Below are 18,189 nucleotides of genomic sequence, written 5' to 3'. Positions count from 1 at the left end.
GGGCGACGATGGATCTGTCCACATCTCCTGGACGCACTACCAGCAGGCGCCGCCGGCTGGTGGCGGCCATGGCATTAGCCGGATTGACGCTGACCGGAGCGGCCTGGCCCGGTCCGGTGACCGCGGAAGCCGAACCGGAACAGCAGAAGACCTACATCGTGCAGATGGCCGCCGACCCCGTCGTGACGTACGAGGGCGACGTGGCCGGGCTGTCCGAGACCAAGCCGCAGCGGGGCGAGAAGATCGATCCCCGCTCCACCGAGGTGACCAGGTACGTCGACCACCTGCGCGGCCGGCACGACGCCGCGCTCAAGAAGGTCGGCGGTGAGAAGGTCTACGAGTACGCCTACTCCTACGGCGGTTTCGCCGCCCGCCTGACCGCGTCCCAGGCGTCGCAGCTGCGCGCGATGTCCGACGTCGTGACCGTGGTCGAGGACAAGAAGGTCTCGGTGCAGACGTCCTCGACGCCGTCCTTCCTCGGGCTGGACGCGCGCGGCGGACTCTGGGACCAGCTGGGCGGGCCCACCGGCAAGCGCCCGGGCAAGGGCGCCGGCGAGGGCCTGGTCATCGGCGTGATCGACAGCGGCATCTGGCCGGCCAGCAAGAGCTTCGACGGCCGCGACGCGGACGGGAAGCCGTACGGCCCGGTTCGCGGATTCCACGGCACGTGTACGACGGGGAGCCCGGACGACTCCTGGAACAGCGGGATGTGCAACGGCAAGCTGATCGCCGCCAAGCACTTCGACGCCGGGTGGGGCGGTGACGCGGGAATCAAGGAGCAGCTCCCGTGGGAGTTCCTGTCGCCGCGCGACTACAACGGGCACGGCACGCACACCTCCTCCACCTCGGGCGGCAACTACGGCGTGCCGGCGACCGGGGCGGCCGCGGCGTTCGGCAAGATCAGCGGCATCGCGCCGCGGGCCCGGATCGCCGCCTACAAGGCGCTCTGGTCGACGCAGGACGCCTCGACGGCCAACGGCTACTACTCGGACCTGGTCGCCGCCATCGACCAGGCGGTGGCGGACGGTGTCGACGTCATCAACTACTCGGTCTCGGGTACGCAGTCGGACTTCCTCGACCCGGCGGAGATGGCGTTCCTGTCCGCCGCGGAGGCGGGCGTCTTCGTCGCCGCCGCGGGCGGCAACAGCGGCCCGGCCGCCGCCACCGTGGCGCACCCGTCTCCCTGGGTGACCACGGTCGCGGCCGGTACGCACAACCGCGGCACGCAGGGGTCGGCGACGCTCGGCAACGGCACCACTTACAGCGGCGCCTCGCTGGCCGCCACCAAGGTCGGGCCCGCGCCGCTCGTGGACGCCACGGCGGCGGGGCTGCCCGGCGCCGATCCGACACGGCTGGCGCAGTGCTACGCCGCCAGGGACAACGACGGCAAGGCGGTGCTCGACCCGGCCAAGGTGAAAGGCAAGATCGTCGTCTGCGACCGCGGCGAGACGCCCCGCGTCAACAAGAGCGTGGCCGTCGCCGAGGCGGGCGGCGTCGGCATGATCCTCACCAACACCGACGAGAACTCGCTCAACGCCGACCTCCACTCCCTGCCCACGGTGCACCTCGCAGTCAAGGACAGGCAGGCCGTCAAGGACTACGCCGCCGCCGACGGCGCGACGGCGACGATCGACCAGGCCAAGATCAACAACAACACGCCGGCTCCGTACGTCGCGGAGTTCTCCTCGCGCGGCCCGCTGTACGCCGCGGGCGGCGACCTGCTGAAGCCGGATGTGATCGCTCCGGGGCAGGACATCCTCGCGGCGTTCGCGCCGCCGGGCGCCAACGGGGCCGAGTTCAACATCTCCAGCGGCACCTCGATGGCGGCCCCGCACGTCGCCGGGCTCGCCGCGCTGCTGAAGGACCTGCACCCGGACTGGTCGCCGATGGCGATCAAGTCGGCGCTGATGACGAGCGGCTCCGACATCCTCGACGGGCCCGGCACCGACCCGTCGGTGATCTTCAGCCAGGGTGCCGGCCACGTCACCCCGAACAGCGCCGCCGACCCCGGCCTGGTCTACGACAGCGGCATCAAGGACTGGATCGCGTTCCTGTGCGCCACGACCAAGGGCGTGTCGGACCAGGTCTGCGACGCGCTGGCCAAGAAGGGCTATTCGCTCCAGGCGCGTGAGCTGAACGTGCCCTCGATCTCGCTCGGGCGGATGGCCGGCACCCAGACGGTGACCCGCAAGGTCACCAACGTCGGCCGCTCGACCGCCACGTACACCGCCTCCACCGCCGGCCTGACCGGGATCACGGCCAAGGTCACACCGAGCCGGATCACGCTGCGGGCGGGGCAGACGAAGTCGTTCGCGGTCTCCTTCACCCGCACTACCGCCCCGATGAACAGCTACCAGGGCGGGCGGCTCATCTGGAAGGACGGCCGCCACACCGTACGCGTCCCCGTCATCCTGCGTCCGGTGCCCGAGACATGGGCGGCCACCCACGGAGTCACGGGCGGGCAGGACTCCGCCGAGTTCATCGCCCTGGACCCCAAGGGCAAGCGGGTCTACGTGACCGGCGCGAGCTTCGGGTCCTCGCCCGGCATGCTCAGCCCGCGGATCGAGACCGTCGCCTACGACGCGGCGACCGGCGCCGAGCTGTGGAGCAAGGGCTACACGGGCCCCGCGGGGAACTATGACGAACCGCACGCGCTCGAGGTGAGCCCCGACGGGAGCAAGCTCTTCGTCACCGGCACGAGCGCCGGGAAGGAGACCGGCAACGACGCGGTCACGATCGCGTACGACACCGCCACCGGCCAGGAGCGCTGGATCGCCCGGCACACCGGGCCGGCGGGTCTGTCGGACTTCGCCAACGCGCTGACGATCGGGCCCGACGGGAAGAGCGTCTACGTCACCGGGATGTCCACGCTGGCCGAGGGCGGCAAGGACGACTTCTTCACGGTCGCCTACAACGCCGACAGCGGTGAGCGTACATGGCTCGCGTACTACGACGGGCCCGGAGCGGCCACCGACGACGCCAGGGCGATCAAGGTGACGCCGGACGGGTCCAAGCTCGTCGTCACCGGCCAGAGCCAGGGCGAGCCCGGCACCGGCCTGTCCGACTGGGGCACGGTCGCCTACGACGCCCGCACCGGCGAGCAACTCTGGACGGCCCGGCACAACGGCCCGTCGAACAGCATCGACATCCCCGTCGGCATGTCGGTCGCCCAGGACGGTAAGTCGGTCTTCATCACCGGAGCCAGCCAAGCCCCCGGCACGCAGACGGACATGACCACGATCGCCTACGACACCACCTCAGGAAAGGAGATCTGGGCGGACCGCTACGACGGCGCCGCGCACGGCAGCGACAACCCGCACGACATCACCCTGGCGCCCGGCGGCGGCAAGCTGTACGTCACCGGCAACACCGAGGGCGAAGGGACGCGGTCGGACTACACCACGATCGCCTACGATCCCGCCACGGGTAAGCGGTCCTGGGTCCAGCGCTACGACGGCCAGGCGAAGGGCGACGACGTCGCCTGGGACCTCGCCGTGACGCCGGACGGCGGCAAGGTCGTCGTCACCGGTCAGAGCACGGACGACGAGGCCAGGGGCGGCGACTACGTGACGATCGCCTACGACGCCGCGACCGGCGGGCAGACCTGGACGGGCCACTACGACGGCCCGGCCGGCGCCTCGGACAACGCGCACGCGCTCGCCGTGGACGCGGCCGGCGGTGCCGGGGTCCGGATCTTCGTGACCGGATCGAGCGCGACAGGCGGGAGCCCGCCCGACGCGCTGGAGATCGACTTCGCGACGGTGGCCTACTTCGAGCCCTGGAAGAAGCCCTGATCCTGGAGTGAATCGCGCGCCTCCGGCTCCCGCCGGGGGCGCGCGAGGCGTGTCAGGGCTTCGGCGAGGGTACGGTCGAGCTCGCTCTCCTCGGCTCGGGCACGCTCGCGGGCGTACTCCCGCATCAGGTCGTGGAAGGTGTAACGGCCCGGCTCACTCTCCTCGATGAGGTGCGCGGCGGCGAGCCGGCACAGCAGGAGGTCGGTCTCGTCCGGGGGCGCACCGGAGAGCGCGGCGGCGGTCTCGGCGGTGAACGTCGGCCCGGGGATGAGGCCGAGCAGCCGGAACAGCCGCCGTGACGGCGGGTCCAGACGACGATAGGACAGGTCGAACGCCCCACGCACCGCCGCGTGCGGATCCCCGTTGACCGCCAGCGAGGACAGCCGGGTCCCGGCGAGGCGGCGCACCTGGCCGGCGATGCCCCCGGCGGGTCGGCCGAGGACGCCGGCCGCCGCGACGCGCAGCGCCAGTGGCAGGTAGCCGCAGGCACTGGCCAGCTCACGGGCGGCGTCCCGCTCGGCCGCCAGGCGCTCGTCGCCGAGGAGCCGGCCGACCAGGGTGCCCGCCTCGTCCGGGGCCAGCATGCCGAGCGGAACGGGGATCACGCCGTCCCGGGCGACGAGGCCGGTCAGCCGGTCCCGGCTGGTGATCACGGTGGCGCAGCGCCGGCCGCCGGGCAGGAGCGGACGGACCTGCTCCTCGCTGCCCGCGTCGTCCAGGATCACCAGGACCCTCCTGTCGGCGAGCAGGCTGCGATAGGCGGCGCTGGCCTCCTCCTCCGCGTGCGGCACCCGTTCGGCGGGCACGCCGAGCCCGCGCAGGAACTGCCCGAGCGCCTCGATCGGGCGCAGCGGACGCTCCGGCGAGTGGCCGCGCAGGTTGACGTAGAGCTGGCCGTCCGGGAACAGCGAGCGCATCCGGTGCCCCCAGTGGACGGCCAGCGCCGTCTTCCCCACCCCGCCCGTGCCCGTGACCATGGAGATCGCCGCCGTGTCGCCGCCGGTCGCGGCCGAGTCCAGGAGACGGAGCTCGGCCGCCCGCCCGGTGAACTGCCCCGGCTCCGGCGGCAGTTGCGCCGGCATCGCCGACGCGTCCCACGTCTCGCCCTCGTTGAGAGCGACCCCGTTGAGAGCCGAAAGGTCGGGTGACCTGATGGTGGAGACCTTCCCCCGGAGGATCCGCTGGCGCAGTTGCCGCAGCTCGGGACTGGGGTCCAGACCCAGCTCCTCGATGAGGCGGCGGCGGGTGCGTTCGTAGCGCTCCAGCGCGTCCACCCGCCGGCCCGCCCGGTACAGCGCCAGCATGAGCAAGCCGACCAGGCCCTCCCGGAACGGGTTCTCCGCGACGAGCGCGATCAGCTCGGGGACCAGCCCGGCGTGCCGGCCCGCCCGCGTCTCGGCGTTCAGGCATTCCTCGGTGACCGCGAGCCGTTCCTCGACGAGGGCGTCGCGCAGCAGGTCCAGCAGCCCTCCGCCGGAGACGCCGCTCAAGGGCTCGCCCCGCCACAGCGCCAGCGCGCGTCTGAGCCCGGCGGCCCGTGCCTCGGCGGACTCCATCGTCCGCGCGCGGGCGACCGCGTTCCTGAACTCGTGTACGTCCACCTGCTCAGCGGCGAGCCTGAGCAGGTAACCCTGCGAGTAGTACGCGATCGTGACGTTGGCTCTGGCCAGGGCGGGCCGCAGCCGCGAGACGTACCCCTGCACCATGCCCCGGGCGCCCGTGGGGGCCCGCTCTCCCCACAGCCCTTCGATCAATCGTTCGACCGACACGGTCCGGCCCGCCTCCAGCGCCAGCAAGGCCAGCACCGCCCGCTGCCGGGGTGGTCCGAGTAAGACCTCCTGATGTCCGTGCCACGCTCGCACCGCTCCCAGCAGTCCGATCTTCAGCGCTTGGCCGAGGCCCTGCAGTTCTAATCCGTCTGGCATATCGCTCCCCGTCTGGCACGTCGTGGTTACAGGCCGCCATACGAAAGACACGAGACGCAGTCCAGTAGAAATCCTTCCGGAATCAAGCCCCCCTGCAGCGCCGTGCGGCACTCTGAACGCGTTCTCCGGGGTGCATTCGACGTCGAATGACCGTGGGATGAAAATACGCGGTGCTCCCCGGGGTCAGCTCGGAAAGAGGCAACCTTGTTTTATCCGTACGACCTGATCAAGGACTTCGCCGGCGCGGCCGGCCGCCATCCCGACCGCCCGGCCATCGCGTACAACGGCCAGACCCTCACCTACGCCCAACTCCACGCGTGGATGTGCGCGACCGGCCGGCGGCTGGGCCCGCGTCCCGGGGTGGTCGGGGTGCTGGCGTCCCGGTCGCCGGAGACGGTGGCCGCCCTGCTCGGCATCCTGGTGGCGGGCGGAACGTACGTACCGATCGATCCGGGATTCCCGTTGCCGAGGCGGCGGGCGCTGATGTCGGCGAGCGGGTGCACGACGCTGATCCCCACCACCAATTCCACCAAGCCCACCAAGCCCACCAGCAGTCCCAATGATCCCGCCGACCCCAGTGAGCCCGGCGTGCGCCTGGTGGATCTTCCCGATCTCCCCTCCCGCGCCGAAGCGGGCCAGGCCGCCCGTACACCGGACACGGAGGTCGTCGTCGCCGGGGACGATCCGGCCTACATCCTGTTCACGTCCGGATCCACCGGCGCGCCCAAGCCCGTGGTGACCCCGAGGCGGGCCATCGCCGTCGTGACCGGCGCGCTGCGGGAGCTGTTCGGCCTCACCCCCGAAGACCGCGTCCTGCAGTTCGCGTCCCTGAACTGGGACACCTGCTTAGAGGAGATCCTGCCCACCCTCACCACCGGCGCGACGCTGGTCTTCCACGACCACGCACACTCGGGATCGTTCCATCGCATGCTGCGCATGATCGCCGCCGAGCGGATCACCGTGCTGGACCTCCCGTCGGCGTTCTGGCACGAGCTGGTGCGCCACCTGGTGGACGAGGGGGCCACGCTGCCCGCCTGCGTCCGGCTGGTCGTCATCGGCGGGGAGGCCGTGAGCGCGGCGCGGCTGGCCGACTGGCGCGCGCTCGACACCGACGGGATCCGCCTGGTCAACACCTACGGGTGTACGGAGACGACGCTCATCACCCACGCCATAGACCTGCACGGCCCGCTGGCAGCAGGGGGAGCGGGGGAGCGGGTGCCGATCGGGCGGCCGCTGCCGCACGTCGGGCAGCACGTCAGCGAGGATGGCGAGCTGCGGGTCGGCGGTCCGTCACTAGCGCTGGGCTACCGGGGCCTGCCGGAGGCGACGGCGGAGCGGTTCGTCGAGCTCGGCTCCGAGCGGTACTTCCGTACCGGCGATCGGGTCGGCGTGGCCGCCGACGGCACGCTCACGCACGAAGGCCGGCTCGACCACGAGCTCAAGATCCGCGGCATCCGGGTCGATCCGGGCGAGGTAGAGGCGCAGATCTCCGGTCATCCGCGAGTGCGCGCCGTGGCGGTGGCGGGCGTCACCGTCGCCGACCACACGACGCTCGCGGCCTACATCGTCCCCGGCCGACCCGCCGACGGCGGCACGACGCTGGCCGCCGATGTCCGGGATTACCTGCGCGACCGCGTCCCCTGTCATCTCGTGCCCAGCCGGATCACCGTCGTCCCCGAACTCGTCTACACGGCGAGCGGAAAAGTCGACCGGGCCGGTTCGCATCGGCGATACGCGTCCGCCACCGTTTGAGGAGACCATTCCGTGAATGTCAACGCCGTCTCGGCGGTATTTCAGCGTGTCCTGGAGAATCCGGAAGTCAGCGCGGACTCAGACTTTTTCGTCATGGGCGGGGATTCGCTGCTCGCCACCCGTGTACTGAGCGCGATCGCCCGTACCAGCGGCGTTGAACTGGATTTCGACGACTTCCTCGACGCGCCGACCCCGAGCGCCCTGGCCAAGAAGATCGCGAGCGCCGAGCAGAGCGCGAGCCCGGCATGAGCGTCGTCGTCGTGGGAGCCGGCCTGGCCGGGCTCACCGCCGCCACGGACCTGGTGGCGAGCGGCGTCGAGGTCACCGTCCTCGAGGCACGCGAGCGGGTCGGCGGCCGTACGCACGGCATCGAGGTCGCCCCGGGCGTCTGGGTGGACGCGGGCGCCGCGTACCTGGGAGACCGGCACACAGCCCTGACCGCCCTGCTGGCCGAGCTGGACCTGAAGACCACCCCGACCACCATGACCGGCGCGAGCCGGTTCGCGCTCGGCGGCGAGGGGCAGGGCCAGACCCGGGCCGGCCGGTTCCCGCCGCTGTCGGCGGTCGCGCTCGGCGAGCTGTTCGACGCGCTGGACGAGCTGGACCGCGGGCTGCGCGCGGACGCCCCCTGGCTGTCGGCGGGCGCCGCCCGGCTGGACGCGCTGACCGCGGCCGAGTGGGCGCGCGAGCACCTGCGTCACCCGGACGCGCGGCTGTTCTTCCCGCTGTTCCTCGGCGAGATGATGGCCGCCGACCCGGCGGCCGTGTCCGTTCTGCACATGGCCTTCTACCTGCGCTCGGGTGGCGGGATCCGCTACCTGAACGCCTTCGCGGGCGGCGCGCAGGAGGACCGGATCGACGGCGGCGCGCACCAGGTGTGCCGGCGGCTGGCCGCCGGACTGGGCGACCGGGTGCGGCTGGGCGAGCCGGTGCGCGCGATCCACCAGGACGGCGACGGCGTGACCGTCGTCGCCGCGACCGGATCGGTACGGGCCAAGGCCGTGGTCGTCGCGGTGCCGCCGTCGCTCGCCGACGCGATCGACCACCGGCCCGGCCTGCCCGAGACCCGCTCCGGCGAGCGTACGGCGCCCGGCTGCGCGGTGAAGGTCCACCTGGTGTACCCGACGCCGGCCTGGCGGGAGCAGGGGTTGTCCGGCTGGTCGGTCAACGCGCGCGGCCCCTTGCTGTCCACCGTGGACGACTCGCCGGTGGACGGCGGAGTGGGTGTGCTGACCGGGTTCGTGACCGGCGGGGAGGCGCACAGGTACGCCGCGCTGCCCGCCGCCGAGCAGCGCGAGCAGGCGGTCGCCCAGGCGGCGCGGCTGTTCCCCGGGCTGCCGGAGCCGATCGGCTGCCACATCACCGACTGGGTCCACGAGCGCTACAGCCGGGGCTGTTACGCGGCGCTGTTCGGGCCGGGCGACTGGCCGCGGCTCGGCCCGCGGCTGACGGCCCCCCACCGGCGGGTGCACTGGGCCGGCACCGAGACGAGCACGGAGTTCTTCGGACTGATGGAAGGAGCCATCCGATCGGGGCACCGGGTGGCCGCGGAGATAAGCGCGACGTACCGATGGAGGGACATCCATGACTGACAGCACGTCCATCGCTCCCCTGGCCGTCCGGCAGGGATTCATGACCGAGCCCGGCCTGGGCGCGGGCAACTTCCTCGACCACGCCCTGGCGGCCAACCCGAACCGGGCGGTGCCGTTCGTCTACAGCCACCACAACGACCACCGAGGCCGGGTGGTGCTGCGCGGCCACAGCCTGGTCGACCTCGCGGCGCTGCGCGACCGGTACGCCAAGTGGTACTGGGCCAACGGGGTGCGGCCCGGCGAGCCGGTGGGCATCGTGGTGGCCGAAGGGCTCGAACCGCTGCTCCACTTCCTGGCGCTCACGGCGCTCGGCGCCATCCCGACGATGATCAACGACGCGATGCGGGCCGACGTCATGGTCCGCTACCTCGACCACGTGGGCGTCGTCGGCATCGTCGCCGACGACACGACCAGGCTGCAGATGGCCTACCGCAATGCCCCGCAGACCAGGCCCAGGTTCATCGCCCTGGCCGCCGAGGTACGGGCCTACGACGCCGACTCCGGCCGCTTACCGGAGGAGTACCCCTACCAGCACGCTCCCGACGACATCGTGGCGTTGATCCACTCCTCCGGCACCACCGGCACCCCGAAGTCGACGACGCTCGGGCATCGCAGCTTCTGGGACGGCAAGCAGCCGCGGATGCTGCGCTTCCCCGCCGAGCCGTACGACAAGCTGATGTCGCTCATGCCGCACACCCACGCCGGCGGGCTCAGCTACTTCCTCACGGCGGTGCTGCTCGGACTGCCGACCGTGGTCATGGCGGACTGGCGGCGCACGGTCGTGGAGCCGGTGATGGAGGCGTTCCAGCCGACCATGGTGGCCTCCTTCCCCCGGACGTTCGTGGAGCTGGCCACCGGCGAGCTGCCGGTCAAGGGGGCGGCGAAGGTCCACTCCTGGTTCAACACCGGAGACAGCGCCCATTACGGGCACATCAGGCGGCTGGTCGAGCTCGGCGAGCGGCCCGCCGGCCTGATCAAGTCGTGGCTGCTTCCGCAGGGCGACGCCGGCGAGCCGCTGCCCGGCTCCCAGTTCGTCGACGGGCTCGGCTCCTCGGAGATGGGGATGGCGCTCTTCGGCCAGGTGACCGCGCCGGAGACCCCGCGCGACGACCGGTGCGTGGGCAAGGCGCAGGACGCGGTGATCAAGGCCGCGGTGCTGGACGAGAACGGCGAGGAGGTGCCCGACGGCACCGTCGGCCTGCTGGCCGTGATCACCCCCTCGCGTACGCCGGGCTACTGGAACGACCCGCGGCTGACCAGCAGCTTCGAGCTCAACGGCTACTGGCTGACCGGGGACGTGGCGCGCCGGGACAGCGAGGGCAATTTCTACCACCTCGACCGCACCGTGGATGTCATCGACACCGCGACGGGGCCGGTCTACAGCCTGCCCATCGAGGAGATCCTCATCGCCGACTGCGCCGACCTCGTCCAGGACTGCTCGGTCGTGGGCGTGCCCGGCAAGGCGGGGGAGGGGCAGCGCCCGATCGCCGTGGTGCGGTTGCAGGCCGGCGCCGCCGACGCCACCGCCGACGAGGTCATGGACAAGGCGAACAAGGCCCTCGCCGACGCCGGTCTGGCCACGCTCGCCACCGTGATCATCGCGCGGACCGACGAGGACTATCCGCTCGGCCCCACGGGCAAGGTGCTCAAGCGCGAGCTCCGTACCCGCCACGCGGTGCTGTTCACCGGATGAGCCATCAGATGAACGCCGACGCCGCCCGCGGCCCGTACACCTATGTGCGCCGTCCGCTCGTCGAGCCGGACTGGCGACGGCTGCCGGGCTGGCGCGGCGTCACCGACGCGCAGTGGCGCGATGCCCAGTGGCAGCGCGCCCACTGCGTGAAGAACGCCGGGCAGCTGCGCGCGGTGGTGGGCGACCTGCTCCAGGGGTCCTTCTACGCCGACCTGGCGGCCGACGTGGCCCGGTTCGCGACCATGTCCATGCTCATCACGCCGCAGTTGCTCAACGTGATGACGCCGGAGCCCGTGAGCGATCCGGCCGCGTTCACCCGGGCCTTCCTGGCGGACCCGGTCCGCCGCTACCTGCTGCCGGTCCGCTCCGACCGGCATCCGGTCTGGCCCAGCCATCCGCGCGCCCGCCGCGACTCGCTGCACGAGGCCGAGATGTGGGTGGTGGAGGGGCTGACCCACCGCTACCCGACGAAGGTGCTGGCCGAACTGCTGTCCACCTGCCCGCAGTACTGCGGGCACTGCACCCGGATGGACTTGGTCGGCACCTCGACGCCGCAGGTCGTCAAGGCCCGGCTCGCGCTCAAGCCCGTCGATCGGCAGGAGCTGATGCTGGACTACCTCAAGCGCACGCCCGGCGTACGCGACGTGGTGGTCTCCGGCGGCGACGTGGCCAACCTGCCGTGGCCGCGGCTGGAGGCGTTCCTGCTGCGGCTGCTCGAACTGGAGTCCGTCCGGGACGTCCGCCTGGCCAGCAAGGCGCTGATCGGCCTGCCCCAGCACTGGCTCCAGCCCCGCGTGGTCGAAGGGATGGGCCGGGTGGCCGCCATCGCCCGCGCCCGCGGCGTGAACCTGGCCATCCACACCCACGCCAACCACGCCCGGTCGGTGACGCCGCTGGTCGCCGAGGCGGCCCGGGTCATGTTCGAGGCGGGCGTACGGGACGTGCGCAACCAGGGCGTGCTCCTGCGCGGCGTGAACACGACCACGGAAGACCTGCTGGACCTCTGTTTCGCGCTCCACGGCGAGGCCGGAATCCTGCCCTACTACTTCTACCTCTGCGACCTGATCCCCAACGCGGAACACTGGCGGATCCCGGTCCACCAGGCCCAGCGGCTGCAGGAAGCCATCATGGGCTACCTCCCCGGCTACGCGACGCCGCGGCTCGTGTGCGACGTGCCCTACGTCGGCAAGCGCTGGGTGCATCAGGTGGTGGAGTACGACCGGGAACGCGGCATCTCGTACTGGAGCCAGAACCACGGAATCGGGCTCCAGCCGGTCGAGGACCGCATGTTCCCCTTCTACGACCCGATCGACACCTTGCCCGAGCCGGGCCGCCGCTGGTGGGCCGACGGAGAGGGACGACCATGACCCCGAGCACGCTGCGCCGCATGTGCTGGATCTTTCCCGACCGCGAGTCCACCCGGGGCACCGCGATGTGGCACCCCTTCTTCTGGGACCTCTACGCCGAGGTGGCCGCCGAGCTCGGCCTGAGCTGGTGCCGGCATGCCCCGGACGCGGTGACGGTCGACGGCCTGGAGACCGGCAAACCGCGTGTCTACGTGGACGACGAACTCGTCACCCCGGAGGACACGCTCTTCATCACCGCGTTGTACTCGCTGCCCTACCAGTCCATGGACGTCTTCAACCAGTACGCGCTGTACGCCGTGCTGGAACAGGCCGGCTTCTACCTGTCGTTCCCGCCCAGCCTGTCGCCCATCGCCAACGACAAGCTGGCCACGGTCCTCTACCTGCACGATTCGCCCATCCCGCCGGTGCCCACCCTCCGCATCGGAACCGGGCGGGACACCAGCAAGCACCTGTACGAGGTGGCGCTGGCGAACCTGACCTACCCGGCCATCGTCAAGCCGTCCGGCTGGTGCGGCGGCGGCGGGGTGAACCTGGCCCGCGACGCCGAAGAGATCCGCGGCCTGGCCAGCCTCGCGCAGGGCGGCGACACCACGCTCGTGATCCAGCCCTACCTGGGCGACGGCACGGTCGACTACCGGGTCTACGTCGTCGACGGCGAGCCGTACGCCGTGATGAAGCGGATCCCCGAGCCCGGCTCGCCGGTCGCCAACGCCAGCCGGGGCGGCGCGATGGAGTTCCCGCCGGTCCCGCCCGAGCTGGCCGAGGCGACGGCGTACTTCTACGACAAGCTGCCCATCCCCTTCTTCTGCGTCGACTTCCTGTTCGACGGCGAACGGTACTGGTTCTCCGAGCTCGAACCCGACGGTGTGATCGCCCCGGACTACGGCGACCCGCACCGCACGCTCCAGCGCGAGGTCACCCGGGCTCGCTGGACGGCCTACCGCGACGCCCACACCCGCTGGCTGACCGAAAGTCAGGTGAAGAAATGACCGAATCGTTCTCGCTGTCGCCCGAGGCGGCCGAGCCGCATCTGCGCGTCCCGCGCCGAGCCCTGGAGCGGCTCAAGACCGTGCCCGCGCTGGCGCCACGCTACGCCGGCTGCGACAAGCTGCTCACGCTGGAGGACGTCGCCGCGCTTCCCCCGCTGGCTAAGGACGACCTGAACGTGGCGCTGGCGCACCTGACGCCCAAGGCCGAGCAGGGTGCCACCTGGCTGTTCCAGAGCGGCGGCAGCACCGGCGCGCCCAAGGTCGGCTACGCCCCCACCGGGTTCTACATGGCCGGCGTGTACGAGCAGTGGCGGCCGCTGGACCCGGACGACGTCTTCGTCAACGGCTGGGGTGCCGGCCGCATGTGGGGCGCCCACTTCCTGGCCGGGGCCTTCGCCGACCTGTCCGGCTGCCGGGTCATCGCGCTGGGCTCGGTGACGAAGGAGGAGTACGGCGACTGGCTGTCGTTCTTCGCCGCCCAGGGCGTGACCGCGTTCGGCGGCACCCCCAGCGTGCTGCGGCTGTGGTTCGCGCACGCGCGGGCCACCGGCGTTCGCCTGCCCGCGCTGCGCAAGGTGCTCTGGCTGGGGGAGGCGTGGCACCCCCAGCTCGACGAGGACATGGCCGTGGTGGCGCCGGACGCGCGCCGCTGGGGCATGTTCGGCAGCACGGAAACCTGGGTGATCGGCACCAACACCCCGCAGTGCCCGGCCGACGTCTTCCACCCGCTGCCCGCGCAGCTCGTGCACACCGACGCCGACGAGCTGCTGGACTTCACCACGCTCGACCCGGACATGCTCAACCCGGTGCTGCGCTACCGCACCGGCGACGCCGGCCGCTTCGTCACCTGCGAGTGCGGCCGGGAGGACCGGGCGCTGCGGGTGCTGGGCCGCCGCGACTCGGTGGTCCAGGTACGCGGACTGGGGCTGCACGTGGACGACATCCTCGCCCAGGCGGAGCGCGAGCCGGGCGTCTCCCGGGCGCAGATCCTCATCACCGAGCAGCGCGGCCGGGTGTCCGCGGTGGACGTGCTGCTGCTGACCGACGCGGACGCGCCGCCGGACCTGCCCGAACGGCTGCGGGCGGAGCTCATGTCCGCGACGTTCACGATCAGCACGGCCTTCCAGCACGACCCGCACGCCTTCCGGGTCACGGCCGTCGACGCGCTGATCAGCAACGAGCGCACCGGCAAGACCGCCGGCTTCGTCGTACGGGAGGAGCCGTGAGGTTACCGGAGTCCCTGGGCAGGCAGTTCAACCTGTACTGGGGCGGTCAGACGGTGAGCCTCGTCGGCGACCGCGTCACGGTGTTCGTGGTCCCGACCCTGATGATCTTCGTGCTGCACGCCTCCGCATTCGAGGTGGGCGTCGTGGCCATGGCCCAGTACCTCGGCATCCCCGTGCTGGGGCCGGTCGCCGGGGTGCTGGTCGACCGGTGGGACAAGCGCCTGACCATGCTGCTGTGCGACATCGTACGGCTGGTGGCGGTGACGGCGATCCCCGTGGCCTACTGGTTCGGTGTGCTGTCGACGCCGTTGCTGTTCGTCTGCGTGGCGCTGATCAGCGGCGCGACGATCTTCTTCAACGTCGGCTACCTCGTCGCCGTGCCCACCACGGTGCCGGAGGACAAGCTGGTGCGGGCGTACTCGCGCCTTGAGGGCAGCAGCACGGTGTCTGAGGTGGCCGGGCCGTCGATCGCGGCGGGCCTGTACCACGTGCTCGGGGTGGCCGCGCTGCTCGTCGACGCGGCCAGCTACCTGGTCTCGGCGGCGTGCTTCCGCGCCATGCGGCCCTGGGGGGTCAAGGCCGTCCAGCAGGGTTCCGTGTGGTCGCGGCTGGTGCTGGGGTTCCGGCTGAACTGGGCCGATCCGGTGCTGCGCCGGGTGGTCATCGCGGCCGTGACCCTGAACTCGGGCGGCCCGATCTTCGTCACGGTCCTGCCGGTACTGGCCTACCAGGGCCTGGGCATCTCGGTGGGCGTGTTCGGGGCGGCGATGTCGGCCGGGGCGGGCGGCGCGGTCATCGGCGCCCTCGTCGCGCCCAAGATCAGCGACCGGCTGGGCCTCGGCCGGACCATGGCCTGGGGACTGCTGCTGCACTGCCTGGTCGGCCTGGGCATCCTCGCCGCGCCCGCGCTGCCCGCCGCGCCCGTGATCGCCGTGACGTTCGGCTGCTACGGCTTCTTCATGTCGTGCATCAACGTCTGCAGCGCCCCGATCCGCCAGTCACGGATGACGGCCGAGAACCAGGGCGTGATGCACGCGGCCTTCCGCACCGTGACCTGGGGAGTGATCCCGCTGGCCGCCCTCGTCGGCGGCACGGCGGTCACCCTGCTGACCGGCAGCCTGGGCGTGCTCGACGCGGCCAAGGTGGTCATGGTCGCCGGCACGCTGCTGGCCGCGTTCTCCTTCCTGCCCGCGGTGGGGATCCAGCCGCTGATGAACCGCGCCAAGAACCTTGAGGAGAGCCCGGCATGACCGTGCTGATCACCGGTACGTCCTCCGGCATCGGCCTGGCCACCGCGGTCACCGCCGCCAGGGCCGGGTTCACCGTGGTGGCGACGATGCGCGACCCGGGCAAGGACGGCGCGCTGCGCGAGGTGGCCGACCAGGCCGGGGTCACGCTGGACATCCGCCGCCTGGACGTCACCGACGCCGCGTCCATCGACTCGTGCCTGCAGGGCGTGCGGGAGGAGTACGGGCGGCTGGACGCGGTGGTCAACAACGCCGGCGTCTCCAACTTCGACCCGACGATGGAGATGTCCACCATGGAGGCCCTGCGGGCCAACCTGGAGGTGAACTTCTTCGGCGTCATCGCCGTGAGCCGGGTCGCGATGCCGCTGCTGCGTGCCGCCCGTGGCCGGCTGCTGACGATCGGCAGCGTGCACGGGGTCGTGGGCCAGCCGTTCAACGAGGCGTACGCGGCGGCGAAGTGCGCGGTCGAAGGGTTCATGGAGAGCCTGGCTCCGGTCGCGGCGGTGCACGGGGTGCGGGTCAGCGTGGTCGTGCCCGGCTTCGTACCAGACACCGAGTTCGGGATTTTTCCGGACATCAACCGGGGGACCATCCGGGCGGCCTCGGGGCCGTACGCGCGGACGTTCGACGGCTACCTCGACTGGGTGCGCGGCGCGGGCTGGGAGGGCGCCGGCCAGTCCAAGTGGGAGGTGGCCGAGGTGGTGGTGCGCGCGCTGAGCGAGGACGAGCCGCCGTTCCGGGTCCTCACCAGCGAGTGGGTGGCGGCGTACCTGGCGCGGAAGCTCGCCGATCCGGACGGGTCGGCTGTCCAGGCGCAGGCCAGGACCTGGATCGGAGCCCCCGTATGAACGGTATGAACGGTATGACCACCGAGGACCCGGCCTGCCGCTCGCTCGGCATCGCGCTGGAGGAGGTGGCCGCCGGCCGGGCGCGGCTGCGGATGCGGATCACCGACGAGATGGTGAACGGCCACGGCATCGCCCACGGTGGCTACCTGTTCCTGCTCGCCGACGCCGCGTTCGCGTACGCCTGCAATTCCTACGGCCGCGTCACGCTGGCGCACAGCGCGCAGGTGACGTTCCTGCGCCCGGTCGCGGCCGGTGACGAGCTGGTCGCCGAGGCCACGGAGCGCGTCAGGTACGGCAGGAACGGCGTCTACGACGTGACCGTACGCCGCCCGGCCGGCGAGATCGTCGCGGAGTTCCGCGGCCAGAGCGTGACGGTCTCCGGCCGGCCCGATGGGTCCACCAGCGAAGGGAAGCATTCATGAGCGAGCAGCGGACGGCGCCCCGGCGGACCGGGCGCTGGATCGATCACTGGGAACCGGAGGACCCGGGGTTCTGGGCGGCCACCGGGCGCCGCGTCGCCACCAGGAACCTGGTCTTCTCCATCTTCGTGGAGCATCTCGGCTTCGCGATATGGCTGCTGTGGAGCGCGATCGTCGTCCTCCTCCCCAAGGCGGGCTTTCCCTTCACCGTCGACCAGCTCTTCTGGCTGGTGGCGGTGCCGAACCTGGTCGGGGCCACGCTGCGGCTGCCCTACACCTTCGCGGTCTCGGCCTTCGGCGGCCGCAACTGGAACGTGGCCAGCGCGCTGCTGCTCCTGCTTCCGGTAGGGCTGCTCGCCTGGATGGTCACGGATGCGGCGACCCCGTACTGGATGTTCCTGATCGCCGCGGCGGTGGCCGGGTTCGGCGGCGGGAACTTCGCCTCCTCCATGGCCAACGTCTCCTACTTCTATCCCGAGCGGCACAAGGGGTTCGCGCTGGGCGTGAACGCCGCCGGCGGCAACCTGGGGGTGGCCGTCGTGCAGTTGCTGATCCCGCTCGTGGCGAGCGCGGGCCTGGTGTACGCCGGCCTGGTGTGGGTCGTGCCGATCGTGGCCGCCGCGATGTGCGCGTACTTCTTCATGGACAACCTGGCCGTGGCCAAGACCGACTTCGGCACCCAGGGGCGGGCGTTCCTGCGCAAGCACACCTGGGTGATGTCCTTCCTCTACATCGGCACCTTCGGCTCCTTCATCGGCTATTCGGCGGCGTTCCCGCTGGTCGTCAACGCGACGTTCGCCGAGTCCGCGTCGCCGTACTTCGCCTTCCTTGGCCCTCTGGTCGGCTCGTTGTCGCGGCCGGTCGGCGGGTGGCTGGCCGACAGGTACGGCGGGGCCAGGGTCACCGCGTGGTCCTTCATGGCCATGGCGGTGGGGGTCGTCGGCGCGCTCGCCGGGCTCGGGCAGCACGGGTTCCCGCTCTTCCTGAGCGCGTTCCTGCTGCTGTTCACCGCGTCGGGGATCGGCAACGGGTCCACGTACCGGATGATTCCGGCGATCTTTACCATCCAGGCGGCGCACGGCGAGCCGGACGCGCGGCTGCGCGCCAGGCGGGAGGCCGCGGCGGCCATCGGCATCGCCTCGTCGATCGGCGCGTTCGGCGGGTTCCTCATCCCGCGCGGTTTCGCCATCTCCATCGGCCAGACCGGATCCATCGACCTGGCGCTGTACGTGTTCGTCGCCGGTTACGCCGTGTTCCTGGCGACGAACTGGTGGTTCTACCGCCGCCGGGTGCTGCTGACCCGAATCCCCAGCCTGGCCCACAGCCGGATCTGACCC

13 protein-coding genes are annotated in these 18,189 nt (G+C 71.6%); 12 read left to right on the top strand and 1 reads right to left on the bottom strand.

Translation table 11 applies throughout. From position 1 onward, the window contains the following. Positions 1–8 precede the first annotated feature (8 nt). Entirely contained in the window at positions 9–3,794 is a 3,786-nt protein-coding gene (locus tag AB0B64_RS01260; protein WP_358173663.1) for a S8 family serine peptidase, read from the top strand. On the opposite strand, the gene AB0B64_RS01255 is transcribed toward AB0B64_RS01260, so the two are convergent. Then, on the bottom strand, positions 3,767–5,719 hold the full coding sequence (locus AB0B64_RS01255) for a BTAD domain-containing putative transcriptional regulator (RefSeq protein WP_357952281.1): 1,953 nt from the start codon (positions 5,717–5,719) through the stop codon (positions 3,767–3,769). The two genes, AB0B64_RS01260 and AB0B64_RS01255, sit on opposite strands and share 28 nt — an antisense overlap. Before the next feature lie 204 nt (positions 5,720–5,923). Between AB0B64_RS01255 and AB0B64_RS01250 the strand changes: the two genes are divergently transcribed. From AB0B64_RS01250 to AB0B64_RS01200, 11 genes are read left to right on the top strand one after another with little or no spacing between them, the layout of a single operon-like run. Beyond that, positions 5,924–7,471 carry an amino acid adenylation domain-containing protein gene (locus AB0B64_RS01250; RefSeq protein ID WP_357952282.1) on the top strand — a complete coding sequence of 516 codons (1,548 nt, stop codon included), beginning with the start codon at positions 5,924–5,926 and terminating at the stop codon, positions 7,469–7,471. 12 nt (positions 7,472–7,483) lie between these two features. Then, on the top strand, positions 7,484–7,720 hold the full coding sequence (locus tag AB0B64_RS01245; RefSeq protein WP_357952283.1) for a phosphopantetheine-binding protein: 237 nt from the start codon (positions 7,484–7,486) through the stop codon (positions 7,718–7,720). Then, on the top strand, positions 7,717–9,063 hold the full coding sequence (locus AB0B64_RS01240; RefSeq protein ID WP_358173660.1) for an FAD-dependent oxidoreductase: 1,347 nt from the start codon (positions 7,717–7,719) through the stop codon (positions 9,061–9,063). Before AB0B64_RS01245 ends, AB0B64_RS01240 begins: the two co-directional genes overlap by 4 nt. Further along, positions 9,056–10,756, top strand: a complete 1,701-nt coding sequence (locus tag AB0B64_RS01235; protein WP_357952285.1) for a class I adenylate-forming enzyme family protein — start codon at positions 9,056–9,058, stop codon at positions 10,754–10,756. Before AB0B64_RS01240 ends, AB0B64_RS01235 begins: the two co-directional genes overlap by 8 nt. Then, the gene (locus tag AB0B64_RS01230; protein ID WP_357952286.1) at positions 10,753–12,123 is read left to right on the top strand and encodes a lysine 2,3-aminomutase; all 1,371 of its coding nucleotides are present in this window, start codon (positions 10,753–10,755) and stop codon (positions 12,121–12,123) included. The genes AB0B64_RS01235 and AB0B64_RS01230 overlap by 4 nt, the downstream gene beginning before the upstream one ends. After that, positions 12,120–13,112 carry a hypothetical protein gene (locus AB0B64_RS01225; RefSeq protein ID WP_357952287.1) on the top strand — a complete coding sequence of 331 codons (993 nt, stop codon included), beginning with the start codon at positions 12,120–12,122 and terminating at the stop codon, positions 13,110–13,112. The genes AB0B64_RS01230 and AB0B64_RS01225 overlap by 4 nt, the downstream gene beginning before the upstream one ends. Next, positions 13,109–14,338, top strand: a complete 1,230-nt coding sequence (locus AB0B64_RS01220) for an AMP-binding protein (protein ID WP_357952288.1) — start codon at positions 13,109–13,111, stop codon at positions 14,336–14,338. The genes AB0B64_RS01225 and AB0B64_RS01220 overlap by 4 nt, the downstream gene beginning before the upstream one ends. Beyond that, entirely contained in the window at positions 14,335–15,588 is a 1,254-nt protein-coding gene (locus tag AB0B64_RS01215) for an MFS transporter (RefSeq protein ID WP_357952289.1), read from the top strand. Before AB0B64_RS01220 ends, AB0B64_RS01215 begins: the two co-directional genes overlap by 4 nt. Then, a complete protein-coding gene (locus tag AB0B64_RS01210) occupies positions 15,585–16,433 on the top strand; it encodes an SDR family NAD(P)-dependent oxidoreductase (RefSeq protein WP_358173657.1) in 849 nt (282 codons plus the stop codon). Before AB0B64_RS01215 ends, AB0B64_RS01210 begins: the two co-directional genes overlap by 4 nt. After that, a complete protein-coding gene (gene paaI / locus AB0B64_RS01205; RefSeq protein ID WP_358173654.1) occupies positions 16,430–16,855 on the top strand; it encodes a hydroxyphenylacetyl-CoA thioesterase PaaI in 426 nt (141 codons plus the stop codon). Before AB0B64_RS01210 ends, paaI begins: the two co-directional genes overlap by 4 nt. Further along, positions 16,852–18,186: an MFS transporter gene (locus AB0B64_RS01200; RefSeq protein WP_357952292.1), complete on the top strand. Its 1,335-nt coding sequence runs from the start codon at positions 16,852–16,854 to the stop codon at positions 18,184–18,186. The genes paaI and AB0B64_RS01200 overlap by 4 nt, the downstream gene beginning before the upstream one ends. Positions 18,187–18,189: the final 3 nt, after the last annotated feature.

Source organism: Nonomuraea sp. NPDC049129, assembly GCF_040648495.1.
Classification (GTDB): Bacteria; Actinomycetota; Actinomycetes; order Streptosporangiales; family Streptosporangiaceae; genus Nonomuraea.
This window is presented reverse-complemented; position numbering and strand designations above follow the sequence as displayed.